General features: G+C 67.9%; 13 protein-coding genes. 2 read left to right on the top strand and 11 right to left on the bottom strand.

Features of this window, described 5'->3' with window-relative positions; genetic code table 11:
* Positions 1 to 108: 108 nt before the first annotated feature.
* Positions 109 to 492, bottom strand: coding sequence for a BON domain-containing protein (locus AC5P9I_RS20690; protein WP_049467929.1), 384 nt, complete (start codon positions 490 to 492; stop codon positions 109 to 111).
* Positions 493 to 662: 170 nt separating this feature from the next.
* Between AC5P9I_RS20690 and AC5P9I_RS20685 the strand changes: the two genes are divergently transcribed.
* The gene (locus AC5P9I_RS20685; RefSeq protein WP_130768206.1) at positions 663 to 1,706 is read left to right on the top strand and encodes an oxidoreductase; all 1,044 of its coding nucleotides are present in this window, start codon (positions 663 to 665) and stop codon (positions 1,704 to 1,706) included.
* Between the two features lie 232 nt (positions 1,707 to 1,938).
* Here the strand turns inward: AC5P9I_RS20685 and gnd are convergent, their stop codons facing one another.
* The 7 genes from gnd to AC5P9I_RS20650 all read right to left on the bottom strand — a co-directional run bounded on the left by gnd (position 1,939) and on the right by AC5P9I_RS20650 (position 9,304).
* Positions 1,939 to 2,844 carry a phosphogluconate dehydrogenase (NAD(+)-dependent, decarboxylating) gene (gene gnd, locus AC5P9I_RS20680; RefSeq protein ID WP_057494984.1) on the bottom strand — a complete coding sequence of 302 codons (906 nt, stop codon included), beginning with the start codon at positions 2,842 to 2,844 and terminating at the stop codon, positions 1,939 to 1,941.
* Between the two features lie 10 nt (positions 2,845 to 2,854).
* A complete protein-coding gene (locus AC5P9I_RS20675; protein WP_103282168.1) occupies positions 2,855 to 4,093 on the bottom strand; it encodes a hypothetical protein in 1,239 nt (412 codons plus the stop codon).
* A 17-nt stretch (positions 4,094 to 4,110) separates the two neighbouring features.
* On the bottom strand, positions 4,111 to 4,707 hold the full coding sequence (locus AC5P9I_RS20670; RefSeq protein WP_057494982.1) for a DUF2242 domain-containing protein: 597 nt from the start codon (positions 4,705 to 4,707) through the stop codon (positions 4,111 to 4,113).
* 191 nt (positions 4,708 to 4,898) lie between these two features.
* Positions 4,899 to 7,076: a carboxy terminal-processing peptidase gene (locus AC5P9I_RS20665; protein WP_049467942.1), complete on the bottom strand. Its 2,178-nt coding sequence runs from the start codon at positions 7,074 to 7,076 to the stop codon at positions 4,899 to 4,901.
* Between the two features lie 223 nt (positions 7,077 to 7,299).
* Positions 7,300 to 8,310: a lipoyl synthase gene (gene lipA, locus AC5P9I_RS20660; RefSeq protein ID WP_049467944.1), complete on the bottom strand. Its 1,011-nt coding sequence runs from the start codon at positions 8,308 to 8,310 to the stop codon at positions 7,300 to 7,302.
* A 17-nt stretch (positions 8,311 to 8,327) separates the two neighbouring features.
* Positions 8,328 to 9,038, bottom strand: coding sequence for a lipoyl(octanoyl) transferase LipB (lipB, locus tag AC5P9I_RS20655; protein ID WP_049467946.1), 711 nt, complete (start codon positions 9,036 to 9,038; stop codon positions 8,328 to 8,330).
* Positions 9,026 to 9,304 carry a YbeD family protein gene (locus AC5P9I_RS20650; RefSeq protein WP_049467948.1) on the bottom strand — a complete coding sequence of 93 codons (279 nt, stop codon included), beginning with the start codon at positions 9,302 to 9,304 and terminating at the stop codon, positions 9,026 to 9,028. The genes lipB and AC5P9I_RS20650 overlap by 13 nt, the downstream gene beginning before the upstream one ends.
* 354 nt (positions 9,305 to 9,658) lie before the next feature.
* Between AC5P9I_RS20650 and AC5P9I_RS20645 the strand changes: the two genes are divergently transcribed.
* Positions 9,659 to 10,717 (top strand): lipid A deacylase LpxR family protein, encoded by a 1,059-nt coding sequence (locus AC5P9I_RS20645; protein WP_080355554.1) that lies wholly within the window; start codon positions 9,659 to 9,661, stop codon positions 10,715 to 10,717.
* A gap of 418 nt (positions 10,718 to 11,135) precedes the next feature.
* Here the strand turns inward: AC5P9I_RS20645 and AC5P9I_RS20640 are convergent, their stop codons facing one another.
* The 3 genes from AC5P9I_RS20640 to mltB form a co-directional block, all read right to left on the bottom strand.
* A complete protein-coding gene (locus AC5P9I_RS20640; RefSeq protein ID WP_049468727.1) occupies positions 11,136 to 12,356 on the bottom strand; it encodes a D-alanyl-D-alanine carboxypeptidase family protein in 1,221 nt (406 codons plus the stop codon).
* Positions 12,357 to 12,456: 100 nt separating this feature from the next.
* Positions 12,457 to 13,728: a septal ring lytic transglycosylase RlpA family protein gene (locus AC5P9I_RS20635; protein ID WP_130768208.1), complete on the bottom strand. Its 1,272-nt coding sequence runs from the start codon at positions 13,726 to 13,728 to the stop codon at positions 12,457 to 12,459.
* A complete protein-coding gene (gene mltB, locus AC5P9I_RS20630; protein ID WP_049468725.1) occupies positions 13,725 to 14,870 on the bottom strand; it encodes a lytic murein transglycosylase B in 1,146 nt (381 codons plus the stop codon). The genes AC5P9I_RS20635 and mltB overlap by 4 nt, the downstream gene beginning before the upstream one ends.
* Between the last annotated feature and the right edge of the window lie 988 nt (positions 14,871 to 15,858).

Here is a 15,858-nt window from a genome sequence, read left to right as displayed (position 1 = left end):
ACTCTGGAGCCCGAAGCGCGGCAGGCTGGCCGGGCTCACGCAGCCGGCCCCATACGCGAGTGGGCGCCCCTTGCGGGGCGCCCACCCTGTTCAACGCGTGGTGGCTGTTCAGCGCTTGGCGGCGGCGCTGACCTTCAGCGCGGCGGCATCGACGCGGGTCACGCCCTTGATGCCCTTGGCGGTATTGACTGCCTTGTCCTTCTCCGCCTGCGTGGCGACGGCGCCGCTCAGGCTGACCACGCCGTTCACGGTTTCCACCTTGATCTCGGTGCCCGGAACGTTGCTGCTGGCCAGCAGGTCAGCCTTCACCTTGGTGGTGATCCAGGTGTCGGTCACCGGCTCATTGGAGTCATGGCGATCGGCATGGGTGGTCGGGTGGGCACTGGTCGGCGGGCTCTTCGCGGCCGGATCCTTGGCGAATGCGGCCGAGGAGGACATGGCCAGGCCCAGCGTCAGGGCCGAGGCAATCAGCGTGCGGGTCGTATTGCTCATCGTGTCGTACTCCTTCGGAATGTGCTGCCAGTCTGGACAAGCGCACGTGGAGCAGGCGTGGCGTTGCGGTCATGCTGCCGTGAATCGGCAGCCCGGCGATGCCAATGGTTCAGTTTGGGTTCGTCGCCATCGTCGTTTACCCTGCCCTTCCCCATTGCCGGAGCCCTGCCATGCGCCCCGACCTGCAACTGGCCCTGATCGGTTACGGCCTCGCCGGCCGTGTCTTCCATGCGCCGCTGATCCAGCACACGCCCGGGCTGGCGCTGCACAGCATCGTCAGTTCACAACGCGACACGCTGCTGCGGACGTTCAGCGATGTGCACGTGCGTGCCACGCCGCAGCAGGTATTCGATGATCCGGCCGTGGATGCCGTAGTGATCGCCACGCCCAACGAACAGCATGCGCCACTGGCCATCGCGGCGCTGGCGGCAGGCAAGCATGTGCTGGTCGACAAGCCGTTCGCACTGGACGTGGCCGAAGCGGAAACGGTGCTGGCGGCGGCACGCAACGCCGGGCGCATCGCCACCGTGTTCCAGAACCGGCGTTTCGATGCCGACTTCCTCACCCTGCAGTCGCTGCTGGCCGAAGGCTCCTTGGGCGACGTGGCCGAGTGCCACGCGCACTTCGACCGCTACCGGCCACAGGTGCGCGACCGCTGGCGCGAACAGGACGGGCCCGGCAGTGGCCTGTGGTACGACCTCGGTCCGCACCTGCTGGACCAGATGCTGGTGCTGTTCGGCTGGCCCGACGCCATCGATGCCGATCTGGCCGTGCAGCGCGAAGGCGGCGGCGGCATCGATTACTTCCACGCGATACTGCACTACCCGCGGCATCGGGCGATCGTCCACGCCGGTTCACTGGTGGCAGCGCAGACGCCGCACTTCAGCGTGCATGGCAGCACCGCCAGCTGGATCAAGCACGGACTGGACGTACAGGAGGCGCAGCTGCGCCGCGGCGTTGCGCCGGGCGCACCGGGCTGGGGCATTGATCCGCGGCATGGCGAGCTGGTGCGCTGCGATGCCGAAGACAACGTGCAGCGCAGCACCGTCGACAACCTGCCCGGCGACTACCGCCGCCTGTATGCACAGTTCGCCTCGGCGATGCACGGTGACGGCGAAGCCACGGTCAGCCCGGTGCAGGCCCTGCAGCTGATGCGGTTGCTGCAGGCCGGCATGGACAGCGCGCGCGAAGGGCGGCGGATCGCGTTGGGGTGATCGGCAGGGCTGCGCCCTGCACCCGCAGAAGCGGTAGTGCCGGCCGCTGGCCGGCAACCTCAACAGCAACAGCAAAAGGCGGCTATCCGTGAGATGGCTCTTGTAGAGTCGAGCCATGCTCGACTGGCTGCATGGGGTCAGAGCCCTTTCCTGCGGAAGGGGATCCGACCCCGATCTGCCTGGAGTCGGATCCCTTCGGCAACGCCGAAGGGCTCTGACCCCACCGCAGTGCTTACGACTTCTTGATCGCGTGCCCGCCGAATTCATTGCGCATCGCCGACAGCAGGCGGTCGGTGAACGAATTGGATTCGCGCGAACGCAGGCGTTCCAGCAGCGACAGCGTGATCACCGGTGCAGGCACGTCCAATGCGATTGCTTCGGCTACGGTCCAGCGGCCTTCACCGGAATCCTCCACGTACGGGGCAATGCCATCCAGCGACGGATTGCGCTTGAGGGCTTCGGCACTCAGGTCCAGCAGCCACGAACGCACCACGCTGCCGTGGCGCCACACCTCGGCGACCTGGGCCAGGTCCAGTTCCATTTCCTGCTTGCGCTCCATCAGCGCGAAGCCCTCGGCGTAGGCCTGCATCATTCCGTACTCGATGCCGTTGTGGACCATCTTGGTGAAGTGGCCAGCGCCGGACGGGCCGACACGACCCCAGCCCCGGTCCTCGGCCGGTGCCAGCGTGCGCAGCAGCGGTGCGATCTGCTCCACCACCGACGCTTCGCCACCGACCATCAGGCTGTAGCCTTCCTGCAGGCCCCACACGCCACCGCTGGTGCCGCAGTCGACGTAGCCCAGATCGTCCTCGGCCAGCGCCCTGGCGCGGCGGATCGAGTCCTGGTAGTTGGAGTTGCCGCCGTCGATGACGATGTCACCTTCGGCCAGGTGCGGGGTCAGCTGGCCCAGCGTCTGGTCTACGGTTTCACCGGCCGGCACCATCAGCCACACCACGCGCGGCACCGGCAGCGCGGCGACGGCGGCGGCCAGCGAATCGACCACCTCCAGGCCCGCCTCGGCGGCGCGCTCGCGGGCGCCTTCGCCCGGGTCGTAGCCGACCACGCGGTGGCCGCCGCGATGCAGGCGCTGGGCCATGTTGGCCCCCATGCGGCCAAGGCCGATCATTGCAATGTCCATTGTTTCACCTTCAGTTGGGGTCTAGGGTCAGGCTGCCTGGCCTGCCGGTAGCCGCGCAGTGGCGCAGTTGCGCCTCGCGCCAACGCCGGTAGAGCGTGGTGTGCAGATTGTGCACCGCCAGGTCGATCGAAAACGGGGTTCGCGGGTTGCGGTCGAGCAGCCGGGCGATGTGGTAGCCGATGGGACGTATACCGCGTGGATGCACATAGATCACGAACTGCCGGTAGAACGGATCGTCCAGCAGTTGATCCATGCGCGCCAGCGCCGCGTGGTAGCGCGGCGCCAGCCGTGCGCGCAGCTGTGGATCGCGCTCGTACAGCAGCCGCTCGAAGTAGCGCTGGCCGGTACGCGGGATGTCCTGCGCCAGTGCCCACACCTCGGCATTGCGCTGGTCATACCAGGCCAGGCCGCCGTGCGTGGCCAGCGCCTGCGCAGCATCCTCGCCCACCTCGACCACCACGAAGTTCTCGGCCTGGTTGCTCAGGTCGTCCAGCGTGCCTTTGTCGTACACATGTTCGATGAAACCGGGCACGCCGACGAACGCCTGCCGTCCCATCGCCGAGGTGCGCACTGCCTTGCCATCGGCGAAGAACTCGCCCGCGTGCGCGCCAAGCAGAATGCTGTCGGTCCGGTGCAGCGCGAGGAAGGTGCCGATCGACAGTTCATCCGCCGCAAAGCCGGCGTCGAACGCAGCGTCGCCGTACAGCTCGCGCTGGGTGGCCAGCTGCGCAACCTGGCGACCGACACCGCATTCGGCACGCACGGCCCCGCTGTAGAACGCCTCCAGTGCGCGGCTGTTGCCCGCACTGGGCATGAAGCCACGGCCGAGGCTGCGCGTGCGCTGCCACCCCTGTGCCGGCGCGCCGTGCACGCCGAAGCCGATCCAGCCCAGCTGCAGGCCGGAGAACCGGAATCCGGGATTGCCCTCGAGTGCCTGCGTCGCACGCCGCGTGGCTGCGCCCAGCTCGAACGCGTAGGCGCAGACCGTGGCCGGATCATCCAGCAGCTGCTGCAGCAGCGCCTGCCGTGCGTTCGGGGCGAGGGCCGCTGGCCAACGCACCTGCAGATCGCCGGCGGCCTGCGCCGCAGCCAGCGACGCACGCGTGCACACTGCGCCGCCGTGTACCTGCGGTGCCCTCACGACCGCGTCCTCGAAGCGCCAGCCCAGCCGTTGCAGCAGGCCCTGCGCACAGTCCAGCGACGGCGCTGCCACGACCCACGATGGCACCAGCAGCAGGGCCACGCTCAGCCACCTGCCGCGCACGCTCAGCCCTGGTCCGTCGCCGCCGGTGCGGGTTCCGGCGCTGTGGCCGGTGATGGCGATGGCGAAGACGCGCCCGCTGCAGCGGGAAGGTACTGCTGCAGGCGCTGGAAGAAGCGGCGATAGAACTCGGCATCGGTGACCGTGCTGCTGGCCACCTTCACCAGCGAGTCGTCGTTGCTGCCGAACGGCAGCGACACCGAGCCCAATGCGCCCACGCCGACACTGGCCGACGTCGGGCTCTTCTTCAGCGCGTAACGGTCCTGCACCGCGCTGACAAACACCAGCGCCTGGCCGCCACGCGGCGCACACGAGATGCGCAGCACCAGCTGCTCATGATCGTCCTCGCGCGGCTGGAAGTTCTTGTTGCCTTCCACCTGGGCATCATCGGCACGGGCGATGGCATAGCCCTGGCTGAGCAGCGTGCGGCGCGCGGCCTCGCAGGCCTCCGCAGGGCGCCCCTCGACGGTACGCGAGAAGGTGTCGCCGGAGTCGAAGGACTCGCGCAGCACGGTGCTGTCGGCGGCGCGGCCACCACAGGCCGACAGGATCAGGGCGCTGGCACAGGCGACGGCAGCGCTGGAAAGACGGGAGGCCCGCATGGGTGCTCCTGCGAGGACGGTAGCGGCAAGGGTAGTCCCGCCGCCGTGTGCGGCAGGTCGACATCGCCGCCCATGTTGCTCCCGGTTCATGCGCCGGCAGCGCCACGGACGGGGGCCCTCAAACAGACCGGACCCCAAAATAGAAAGGGGCCGGCAATGCCGGCCCCTCGGGGATCGCGTGGTGCGCCGGTTCAGTCCGCCCAGCGGCCCGCGCCGGTGGACTGCGGCAGCACCTGTGCCGACAGCGGGCGGTCGTTGGCCAGCAGGTTCACCGCGTCGGCCAGGATCGACGCCGACTCGCGCAGCAGCGGGTCCGGGCGCTTCTCGGCAGCCTTCTCGCGCGCCGCATCCTTGACGATGTCACGCTCGTTGCCGGTCAGGCCATCATCGCTGCTGTCATCGGCCAGCGGGTCCAGGGCCAGGCCCAGTGCCTTGCGCTGCACCTGGCGCTCCTTGCGCTGGGCATCCTGGCGCTCACGCTCGGCGCGGCGGGTGGCCTCGTTGAGCGAGATGTACTTCTTGGCCGCCTCGGCACGGAACTGCTCCACGTCCTCGTTCCACCACTGGAATTCCTTGTCGGTCGCGATGCGCGCGTCGTGACGGGTTTCCAGCTTCGGCAGCAGCGGCGCGAAGTTGCCGTACTGGGTATGCGGCACGGCCGCGATGCGGGTCCACGGCAGTGCGTTGTCGTAGGTGCTTTCGCCGAACTCGGTGGCATCGACGCTGGCCGGGAACGCCAGGTCCGGCACCACGCCCTTGTGCTGGGTGCTGCTGCCGCTGATGCGGAAGAACTGGGCGATGGTCAGCTTGACCTGGCCGAAGCGCTGGGTTTCGCCGCTCGGCCAGCGATCGAGGTCGACGATGTTCTGCACGGTGCCCTTGCCGAAGCTGGTTTCACCGATCACCAGGCCACGGCCGTAGTCCTGGATGGCACCGGCGAAGATCTCCGAAGCCGAGGCCGAACCGCGGTTGATCAGCACCGCCAGCGGGCCGTCCCACGCCACGCCCTGGTTGCGGTCGCTGTTGACGGTGACGCGTCCGCCGGACTCGCGCACCTGCACCACCGGGCCCTGTTCAATGAACAGGCCGGTCAGTTCGATCGCTTCATCCAGCGAGCCGCCCCCGTTGTTGCGCAGGTCCAGCACCACGCCGTCCAGCTTGTCGTTCTTGAAGCCGGCCAGCAGCTTGGCCACGTCGCGGGTAGCCGAGGCGTAGTCGGCGGCATTGCGGCGGCGGCCTTCAAAGTCCTGGTAGAAGGTCGGCAGCTTGATCACGCCGATCCTGCGCGCCGGTTCGCCGTTGGCGGCCGGGATGCTCATGGTCTCGCCCTTGGCGGCCTGTTCGGCCAGGCGCACCTTCTGGCGGGTCAGCACCAGCGTGTGGTGCTTGCCGTCCACGCCCTCGGCGGCCGGGATGAACTCCAGCTTGACCTGGGTATCCTTGGCACCGCGGATCTTGGCCACGACGTCGTCGATGCGCCAGCCGATCACGTCCTCGACCGGCCCGGACTTGCCCTGGCCCACGCCGACGATGCGGTCGCCCGGTTTCAGGGTGCCGTCCACTGCGGCCGGACCACCGGCGATGATCTCGCGGATCACCACCATGTCGTCCTGCCGCTGCAGCTGCGCACCGATGCCTTCAAGCGACAGCGACATCGCCTGGTTGAAGTTCTCGGCGGTGCGCGGGGTGAAATAGTCGGTGTGCGGATCGACAGCGCTGGTGTAGGCGTTCATGAAGAACTGGAAGACGTCCTCGCCCTTCAGCTCATTGACCGACTTTTCCAGCGTGGCATAGCGCTTGTCCAGCGTCTTGCGGATGTCATCGGGCTTCTTGCCGGCCAGTTTCAGGCGCAGCCAGTCATTCTTGACCGACTTGCGCCACAGCTCGTCCAGCTCGGCGCTGCTGGCCGCCCACGGCACCTTCTTGCGGTCGTACTCGAAGCGTTCGTCGGTGGTGAAGTCCGGCTCCTGCTTGAGCAGCTTGCGCGCATAGGCCACGCGTTCGCCGACCCGTTGCTTGTAGACCGCGAACACCTGGAACGCCGGCTCCAGCTCGCCACCACGGATGGCCGAGGAGATGTTGGCTTCGAACGGCGCGAAGCGCGCCACGTCGGCCTGGGTGAAGTACTGCTTGGCGCCGTCCAGCGTTTCCAGGTAGCGCTTGAACACGTCCTTGGAGGTGGCCTCATCCAGCGCGCGCGGGCGATAGGCGTAGCGGCTGTCGGACAACAGGCCGTACACCAGCTTGGAGGTGGTCACCTGATCGGCGGTAGCCGCGGCGGGCAAGGCAGGCGAGTCGGCCTTGGCCGCCAGCGCCAGCGGCGCGACCAGCGCCAGGGCCATCAGGAATGCGGGGGCTTTGAATTTCATTGACGTGCTCGAAGGCGCCTTGCCAAGGGAGAGACTGCGGGGTGTTCAGACACCGCGACAGTGCCGAAAGTTGCCGGGTTTGTCACCCGGCCGCGCTCGGTGGAAAACCAGCCTAGCCGGGCCGGTGTAGCAAATTGTGAATGCAGGCGAAGGCGTGCGCGCGCCCACCAGGGTGGTGGTGGCATCCCTTGGCAGCGCCGGGCCATGTCCCGGCGGCAACCGCTTACCGGACGCCGGCGCCCTTGGCCTGGACGTCGGCATGGTACGACGAGCGCACCATCGGGCCGGATGCCACATGGCTGAAGCCCAGCGCGTAGCCGTAGTCTTCCAGCGCCTTGTAGTCCTCGGGGGTCCAGTACTTCAGCACCGGGTGGTGATGCGCGGTCGGCTGCAGGTACTGGCCGATGGTGATCATGTCCACATCGTGCGCGCGCAGGTCACGCATCGTGGCCTTGATCTGTTCGAAGTCTTCGCCCAGGCCCAGCATGATGCCGCTCTTGGTCGGCACGTCCGGGTGCTGCGCCTTGAAGTTCTTCAGCAGGTTCAGCGACCACTGGTAGTCCGCACCCGGGCGCACGTTGCGGTACAGGTCCGGCACGGTCTCGATGTTGTGGTTGAACACATCCGGCGGATTCTGCGCCAGGATCTCCAGCGCACGTTCCATGCGGCCCTTGCCGCGGAAGTCCGGGGTCAGCACTTCGATGCGGGTACCCGGCGACTTTTCGCGGATGGCGGTGATGCAGTCGACGAAGTGCTGGGCACCGCCGTCGCGCAGGTCATCGCGGTCGACGCTGGTCACCACCACGTACTTCAGGCCCATGTCGGCCACGGTCTGGCCCAGGCTGGCCGGTTCGTTGGCATCCGGCGGCTTCGGGCGGCCGTGGGCGACGTCGCAGAACGAGCAGCGGCGGGTGCAGACCTCGCCGAGGATCATGAAGGTGGCGGTGCCGTGGCCGAAGCACTCATGGATGTTCGGGCAGCTGGCTTCCTCGCAGACCGTCACCAGGCGGTTCTCGCGCAGCTTGGCCTTCAGGTTCTGCACCGCATTGCCCGAAGGAATGCGCACGCGGATCCACGACGGCTTGCGCAGCACGGGCGCATCGGCGAACTGCACCGGCGAACGGTTGATCTTGTCACCGCCCAGCTGCTTGACCCCGGCCTGCAACGGCGCGGCGGACGGAGAATCGCCCTGCACGATCTGCAGGGGAATGGAACGGGCGGTGGTTTCAGTCATGGCGGTTCCGGGGGCGGTCAGGCGGCCGCAGAAAGATCGGGCAGTTCGGGCGTGTGCTGCAGCAGCAGGCCGAACTGGCGGGCCAGGTGGTCCAGCAGCACCGGCTTGACGGCCTCCATGCCGGAGGGGCCGCCCAAGTCTACCACCGAGGTCACCTGCAACCCCTGATAGCCACAGGGGTTGATGCGGTGGAAGGGTTCCAGGTCCATGGCCACGTTGAACGCCAGCCCATGGAAGGTGCAGCCGCGGCGCACGCGGATGCCGAGCGCGGCGATCTTGGCGCCACCGACGTAGACGCCCGGGGCGCCCTCGCGGCGTTCGGCACCGATGTTCCACTCGGCCAGCGTATCGATGAGGGCCTGCTCGATGCGGCACACGTAGTCGCGCACACCAATGCCCAGCCGCGGCAGGCGCAGCAGCGGATAGACCACGATCTGGCCGGGACCGTGATAGGTCACCTGGCCGCCGCGGTCCACGTGCAGCACAGGGATGTCGCCCGGCGCCAGCACATGCTCGTCCTTGCCGGCCTGGCCCAGGGTGAACACCGGATCGTGCTCGACCACCCACAGCTCGTCGGCATCGGCGTCGCTGCGCTGGTCGGTGAAGCGCTGCATGGCGCGCCACACCGGCTCATAGGCCTGGCGGCCAAGGTCACGCACCACCGCCGGACGCGGCGCGCGGTGTTCCGGGGCGGCCTCGGCCGGGCAGCTGTCGGCTACAGCGTCCACTTCACTTCCGGGTGGTCGCGCAGCGCCTGGTGGGCCAGGTCGTACTGTTCGCGGCTTTCTGCCTTGAACACGATGCGGACGGACACGTACTTGCCGTTGGACGAATGCTTCCAGCTGATGCGTTCGTTCACCACATCGATGCCGGCAGCCAGCAGCAGGCGGGGGAGCTCATGTTCCAGGCCGCGGTTGGCCGCGCCCATGGCGCTGAGCTCGAACTGGCCGGGGAACTGGAAGCCGTGGTCGGGGTTGTCGGACTTGATTTCCATGGGCCCATTATCGGGCCGCAGGGCAACAAACCCAAGAGTATTCATCAACATCAAAGGCGGTACCGGCGGCCTGCTGCGTTGCAGGTGGCACCCACACCGGCGCTGCCATGCCCAACGGCAGCTGACTGCGATTCCTGCGCCGGCGCAGGCGGCGCCGCCGCGCCGCACGGCTGGCGCCCGCCTTCACGCGAGGCCCCCGGCGCCTGCGCGGGTAACAAATTGTGTCCGCCGGACAATGTTGTTTTCGGAACAGACAAGTGATCCGGACGCGCTCGTTCCGGCGCGCGGGCGCGAGTACCGTGGCGTTGCAGAAAACGACAGAAAACCATCCCCTTCCCCATGAGCATTCCACCCATGCATCGTGTCGCAGTCCTTGGGCTGGCCGGCCTGCTGGCCACCGCCCTCCCCCTTGCCGCGCAGGCGGCCGAACAGTGTGGTCCGGACGCCATGCGCGACCACCCGCCCCAGGTCAATTTCCGCGTCGACAACGACCTGTTCGGTGGCCGCCACCAGGACCAGGGCTACACCAACGGCGCGCAGCTGACCCTGGTCTCGCCGAACCTGGTCGACTACACCGATGACCCCTGCCTGCCGCGCATGGCGCGCTGGGTGAACCAGTACCTGGAAGGCCTGCACCCGGGTCGGTTCGAACAGCAGAACATGATCTTCAGCATCGGCCAGGGCATCTTCACGCCCTCCGACCCGGCCCGCCGCGACCTGATCAAGGAGGACCGGCCGTATGCCGGCGTGCTGCTGGCCAGCTTCGGTTTCAATGCGCGCAGTGGCGACCGGCTGCAGACCACCCAGCTGGCGGTGGGCGTGGTCGGCCCCTGGGCACAGGGCAAGCAGGTGCAGGATGCGGTGCACGACCTTCTGGGCGACAAGAAGTTCGAGGGCTGGGACAACCAGCTGCACAACGAACCGGTGTTCATGCTGACCCACGAGCGCATGCGGCGCTGGCCGGCCGATGCCAGTGTCAACGCCGGCGGCTGGGGCTGGGATGCGATCAGCCACTACGGCGGTGCCATCGGCAATCTGGAGACCAAGGCCAATGCTGGTGGCGAGCTGCGTTTCGGCTGGAAGCTGCCCGATGATTTCGGCAGCACGCCGTTGCGCCCGGCGGGCGAGAACACGGCACCGACCCGCGGTGGCCGCCCCAGTGGCTGGTCCTGGCACCTCTTCGTGACCACCGACGCGGCCTGGATGATCCGAGACATCACCCTGGACGGCAACACGTTCCGCAGCAGCCACAGCGTGGACAAGCGCCATGTGGTGGCACAGGGCGGCTACGGCATCGCGGTGATGCGCGGGCGCTGGAAATTCGCGATGGCGCGTTACCACAGCACCCGCGAGTTCGATGGCCAGCGCCAGTCACCCGTGTTCGGCAGCTTCACCATCAGCCGCGCGCTGTAAGCGGGCAGGCTATCGGTAGTGCCGGCCGCTGGCCGGCTGCCGGCAGATCCGGATGGGTTGCTGCGGAGCCGGCCAGCGGCCGGCTCTACCCCCCGTCCCGGATGGGTTGCTGCGGAGCCGGCCAGCGGCCGGCTCTACCCCCCGTCCCGGATGGGTTGCTGGGAGCCGGCCAGCGGCCGGCTCTACCCCCGTCCCGGATGAATTGCTGGGGAGCCGGCCAGCGGCCGGCTCTACCCCCCCGTCCCGGATGGGTTGCTGGGGAGCCGGCCAGCGGCCGGCTCTACCCCCCGTCCCGGATGGGTTGCTGGGGAGCCGGCCAGCGGCCGGCTCTACCCCCCGCGTGCGGGGGGAAGCGGCCTCCCGAAACAGAAAAGGCCGGCATTTGCCGGCCTTTTCGTTCACCACGCCGGGGCGTGGATCATTCCGATTCCCACCACATCCAGAAGCTGTCCCACAGGCGCTTGAAGAAACCGGCCTGTTCGACGGCGGCCACAGCCACCAGCGGCGCTTCGGCGATGACCTTGCCATCCAGCGTGACCTTCACGGTGCCGATCTGCTGGCCCGCGGTGAACGGTGCCTCCAGGGTCTTGGGCACGTCGATGCTCGGCTTCAGGTCGTTGTAGCGGCCGCGCGGCACGCTCACCAGCATCGGCTGGGCCACGCCCAGCTGCACCTTGTCGGTGGTGCCCTTCCAGACCTTGTGCTCGGCCACGGCCTTGCCCGGCTCGTACAGGCGATGGGTCTCGAAGAAGCGGAAGCCCCAGTTCAGCAGGGCCAGGCTGTCATCGGCACGCTGCTTTTCCGACGCACCGCCCAGCACCACGGCAATCAGGCGCTGGTCGCCACGCTGGGCCGAGCTCATCAGGCAGTAGCCGGCTTCGGAGGTGTGGCCGGTCTTGATGCCATCCACGCTGCCATCGCGCCACAGCAGCAGGTTGCGGTTCGGCTGCTTGATGTTGCCGACCTGGAATTCCTTGATCTTGTTGTACGCGTAGGTTTCCGGGTAATCACGCACCATCGCGCGGCCCAGCAGTGCCAGGTCGTAGGCGGTGCTGTGATGGCCTTCGGCGGTCAGGCCGTGGGCGTTGACGAAGTGCGAGTCCTTCATGCCGATCTTGGCGGCGTAGCTGTTCATCAGCGAGGCGAAGGCTTCTTCGCTGCCGGCCACATGCTCGGCCAGGGCGATCGCGGCGTCATTGCCGGACTGGATCGCCATGCCCTTCTCCATGTCTTCCAGGCGTGCGGTCTGGTTGACCGGGAAGCCGCTGTAGCTGCCGTCGGTACCCGCACCACCCTCGCGCCAGGCGCGCTCGCTCATCATCACCTGGTCATCTGCACGGACCTTGCCGTTCTTGACCTCGGCGGCAACCACGTAGGACGTCATCACCTTGGTGATGCTGGCCGGGGCCAGCTGCTCGTGGATGTTCTCGCCGGCCAGCACCTGGCCGGTGGCGTAGTCCATCAGGACCCAGGCCTTGGACACGCTCGGCGCCGGGGCCGGCGGGGTCGCGACGGTGGCCGGGGCAGCTGCGGCGGCGGCAGGCGCCGGCGTGGCCGGGGTCGGCAGCGGCGTCTGGGCGGAAGCCAGGCCCACCACCAGGGTGGCGGCCAGGGCGGTGGCGGCGGAACGGAAATTCATTGGACAGCAGGCTCCAGGGGACGGCCAGGAATGGAGGGTGGAACGAAGCGGCCATTGTAAGGCCGGGCGAGCCTGGGCCGGCAGCACCAGCCCAGGCGGATCAATCCTTGACGATCTGCGGCGAACCCAGGCCCAGACCGGCGATGCGGCCGACAAGTTCCGCGGCACTGGCATGGTCGCTGGCGGGAACGCGCAGGCGGAACAGGGTACGGCCACCGGCGGCGATGTCGCTGATGGTCGCGCCGACAATGCCGGCCGCGTTGAGCTGGCCCATCGCGCGGTTGGCATTGTCGCGGCTGGAGAAGCTGGCGACCTGCACCATCACCGCGCCGACCACCTGCTGCGACAGGCTGGGGGCTGCTGCGGTGGCGGGCACCGTACGCACTGCGGCCGGCGCGACCGTGCGCGGCGCGGCGCTGGCGACTGCAACCGGCGCCGTTGTGGTGCTGCGCACCGGCGGTGCGCTCGGCGGCAGGCTGCTGACCGCCACGTCCGGCACCGCGCTGGCCACGCCCTGGGTGGTGGCCGGCTGGCCACGCGCAGGCGTGGCGTCGGCCGGCAGGCGCTTGACCAGGCGATCGATGTCGCTGTCGGCGGTGGCACGCGCGGCCGGTACCGGGCGCGCCCCGGCCACCGCGACCGCGGTTTCCGCGGCACGGCGCTCGCGGCGCGACGGCTTCTGCGCCAGCAGGTTGCTCTCGCCCGGCTGCAGCGCACGCACTTCCACGTTGCCGGTGCCGCGCTGGGTGATGCCCAGGCGCACTGCGGCGGCATAACTGAGATCGACCACGCGGCCGTCATGGAACGGGCCACGGTCGTTGACGCGCACGATGACCGATTCGCCGTTGTCCAGGTTGGTGACGCGGGCGAAGCTGGGCAGCGGCAGTGTCTTGTGCGCGGCGGTGAACTGGTACATGTCGTAGACCTCGCGGTTGGAGGTCAGGCGGCCATGGAACTTGGCGCCGTAGTACGACGCCGTGCCGCGCTCGACATAGTTGCGGGTGTCGTCGAGCACCTTGTACGACTTGCCCAGCACCACGTAGGGCGATTTGTTGCCGATCGCCGAACGCTCTTCGGCGGTCACTTCCGGCTCGGGAATGCAGGCGACGTTGGGAATGTAGTCCGGGGTGCTGTCACGCACGCCGGGTCTGTACAGGCCGCCGGCGGTGTAGTTGCCGCGCGTGTTCGGGTCTTCCTTGGCCGCCGCATACGGCGAGCCCTCCGGGCAATGTGCCGGGCGCGCGCCGCGACCCTGCACCACCGTGCCGCTGGGCTTGCCACCGTGGCCGGCCGTGGCCGGCTTCTTCGGCGCGCTGCTGCAGGCGGCCAGCGCGAAGACGATCAAGCTCGGGACCAGCCATCTGATGTTCATGCCGGGGGCAGCTCCTGTCCGGCGATGGCCTGGGACAACTGGAACACGGCCATCGCGTACATCTTCGAGAGGTTGTAGCGGGTGATCGCGTAGTAGTTCTGGAAGCCCAGCCAGTACTGCTTGCCCGTGCTGCCTTCCAGCGTGATCGGCGTGGCCGTGGCGCCCGGCTGCACCGGTGCGCTGGGCTGGTAGCCGCGCTGCGCCAGGTCGGCCAGCGACCAGGTCGGCATCCACTCGGTCGGGTTGAATTCCTCGCGCCCCGGCGCCAGCGTGGCCGGTACGGCCACCTGGCCACCCCGGACCCAGCCGCCCTTCTTCACGAAGTAGTTGGCGATGGACGAGAACACATCGTCATAGCTGGTGAACAGGTCACGACGGCCATCGCCATTGCCGTCCACGGCGTAATCCAGGTAGCTGGACGGCATGAACTGGCCCATGCCCATCGCACCGGCATAGCTGCCCTTGAGCGTGGTGATGTCCAGCTTCTCCTCGCGGCCCAGCTCGAACAGCTTGGCCAGTTCGTCGCGGAAGAACAGCTCGCGGCGCACTTCGCGTTCCAGCTTGGCCGGGTCGCCACTGCGCGGGTAATAGAACGCCAGCGTGTACAGCGCATCGAGCACGCGGTGGTTGCCGGCATTCCTGCCATAGCTGGTTTCCACGCCGATGATCGCCACGATCACTTCGGCCGGCACGCCGGTGCGCTGCTGCACGCGATCGAGTTCGGCGCGGTGTTCGGCCAGGAACGCGCGGCCGCCATCGATGCGCGCCTTGCTGATGAACATCGGCCGGTATTCATTCCACGGCTTGACCCGCTCGGCCGGGCGCGACATCGCGGCGATGATCGGTTGGCGCACCTGTGCCTGGTCGAGCACGCTGCGGATCTGCTCCGGCTTGAGGCCATAGCGCTTGGCGGTATCGGCGATGAAGCGGTCCCGCGCGACCTCGAACGGCACCGGAGTGAGATCGACCGGCGGCGCGGTGGCGGCGGTGGCTTCAGGCGCGGCCTCGGCCGGGCCATGGGCCTTGGCGGCGGGCTGGCGCGGCGTGCTGCTGGCCTGGGGCGAAGACGGTGGGGACTTCGGCTGGGTCGCGCAGGCGACCAGGCCGAGGGTGAGCATGCAGGCCAGAGTGCGTCGAATCATCGTCGCAGGTTAGCAGGTCATGGATGAATTAAAACCCCTAACACCATGAATCACAACGATTTGCCCGCGTTCAGCGGGAAATGTGAAGACGTCGTGATCGGGCTTCCCCATTCAGTGAGAGGTTGCCGGTTGCGTCCCCATCCCCGCAGACGCAACCGGCGACCGGATCCGGTCGGTACCTGCGCGGCTGCCGCTCCCCAGTGGCAGTACCCCGCGCTCCCTGTACCCGTTGGATCAGTACTGCTTCCCGCCCGACGCCCCCTCGCGCTGCAACGATTGACGGCGCGCCGTGCCGAACGGGCCGCCATTGTGCAGGCCGATTACGACAAGTCCATTGATCAAGATCAACGCGGTGTAAAAGTGTGAACCAGCTAACGTTTTTTGCGGACTTTGGTCGGTAGGTGTATTGCATCGCATTGTTGTGAGAACGCTTCCACAACAGGCACTGCGCAACGTCAGAGAGTTTCCAGCCAACGGCGCAGCCCCTCGTGGGTGGAGTCTGGGTGGTCGCAGAAAGCCGGATTGCTGAGGGCTGGCCGGGTGGGTGGGCAGTGCGGGGACGCCGTGAACCCATCCATGGGGGCTTGGCCGCGGCATCCATGCCGCGGACACCCCGCACTGCCCACCCACCCGGCCGCTGACAGTTGTCGGGCGCGTTCACCCACGGAGAAGAAAAGAGAAGATCAAAAGCAAAAGCGGTTTGGCGGGTCGCTTCATCGCCTTGTGTGGAGCCGAGCCATGCTCGGCTCACGAGCAAGCGCAGCGCCGCGACCCGCTTTTGATTTTCTCTTGCTTCTCCGTGGGTGGCAGACCGCCAAAATCTGTCAGAGGGCGGTCGGGTTGGGTACGCGGGGGTGTCTGATCTGGCCCCCCGTCAGCGGACGCCAAGAAGCGATACTTTGATCGCACTTGGAGGTCCCTTATGTCCCGTATCACCCGTCGTAGCTACACCGATGAGTTCAAGCACCAAGCCGTGGAGCTGGCCGAG

It is taken from the genome of Stenotrophomonas sp. YJH_SMC_29 (genome assembly GCF_059371235.1).
Note: the sequence above shows the minus strand (reverse complement) of the source record. Positions and strands in the feature narration are given on the sequence as shown.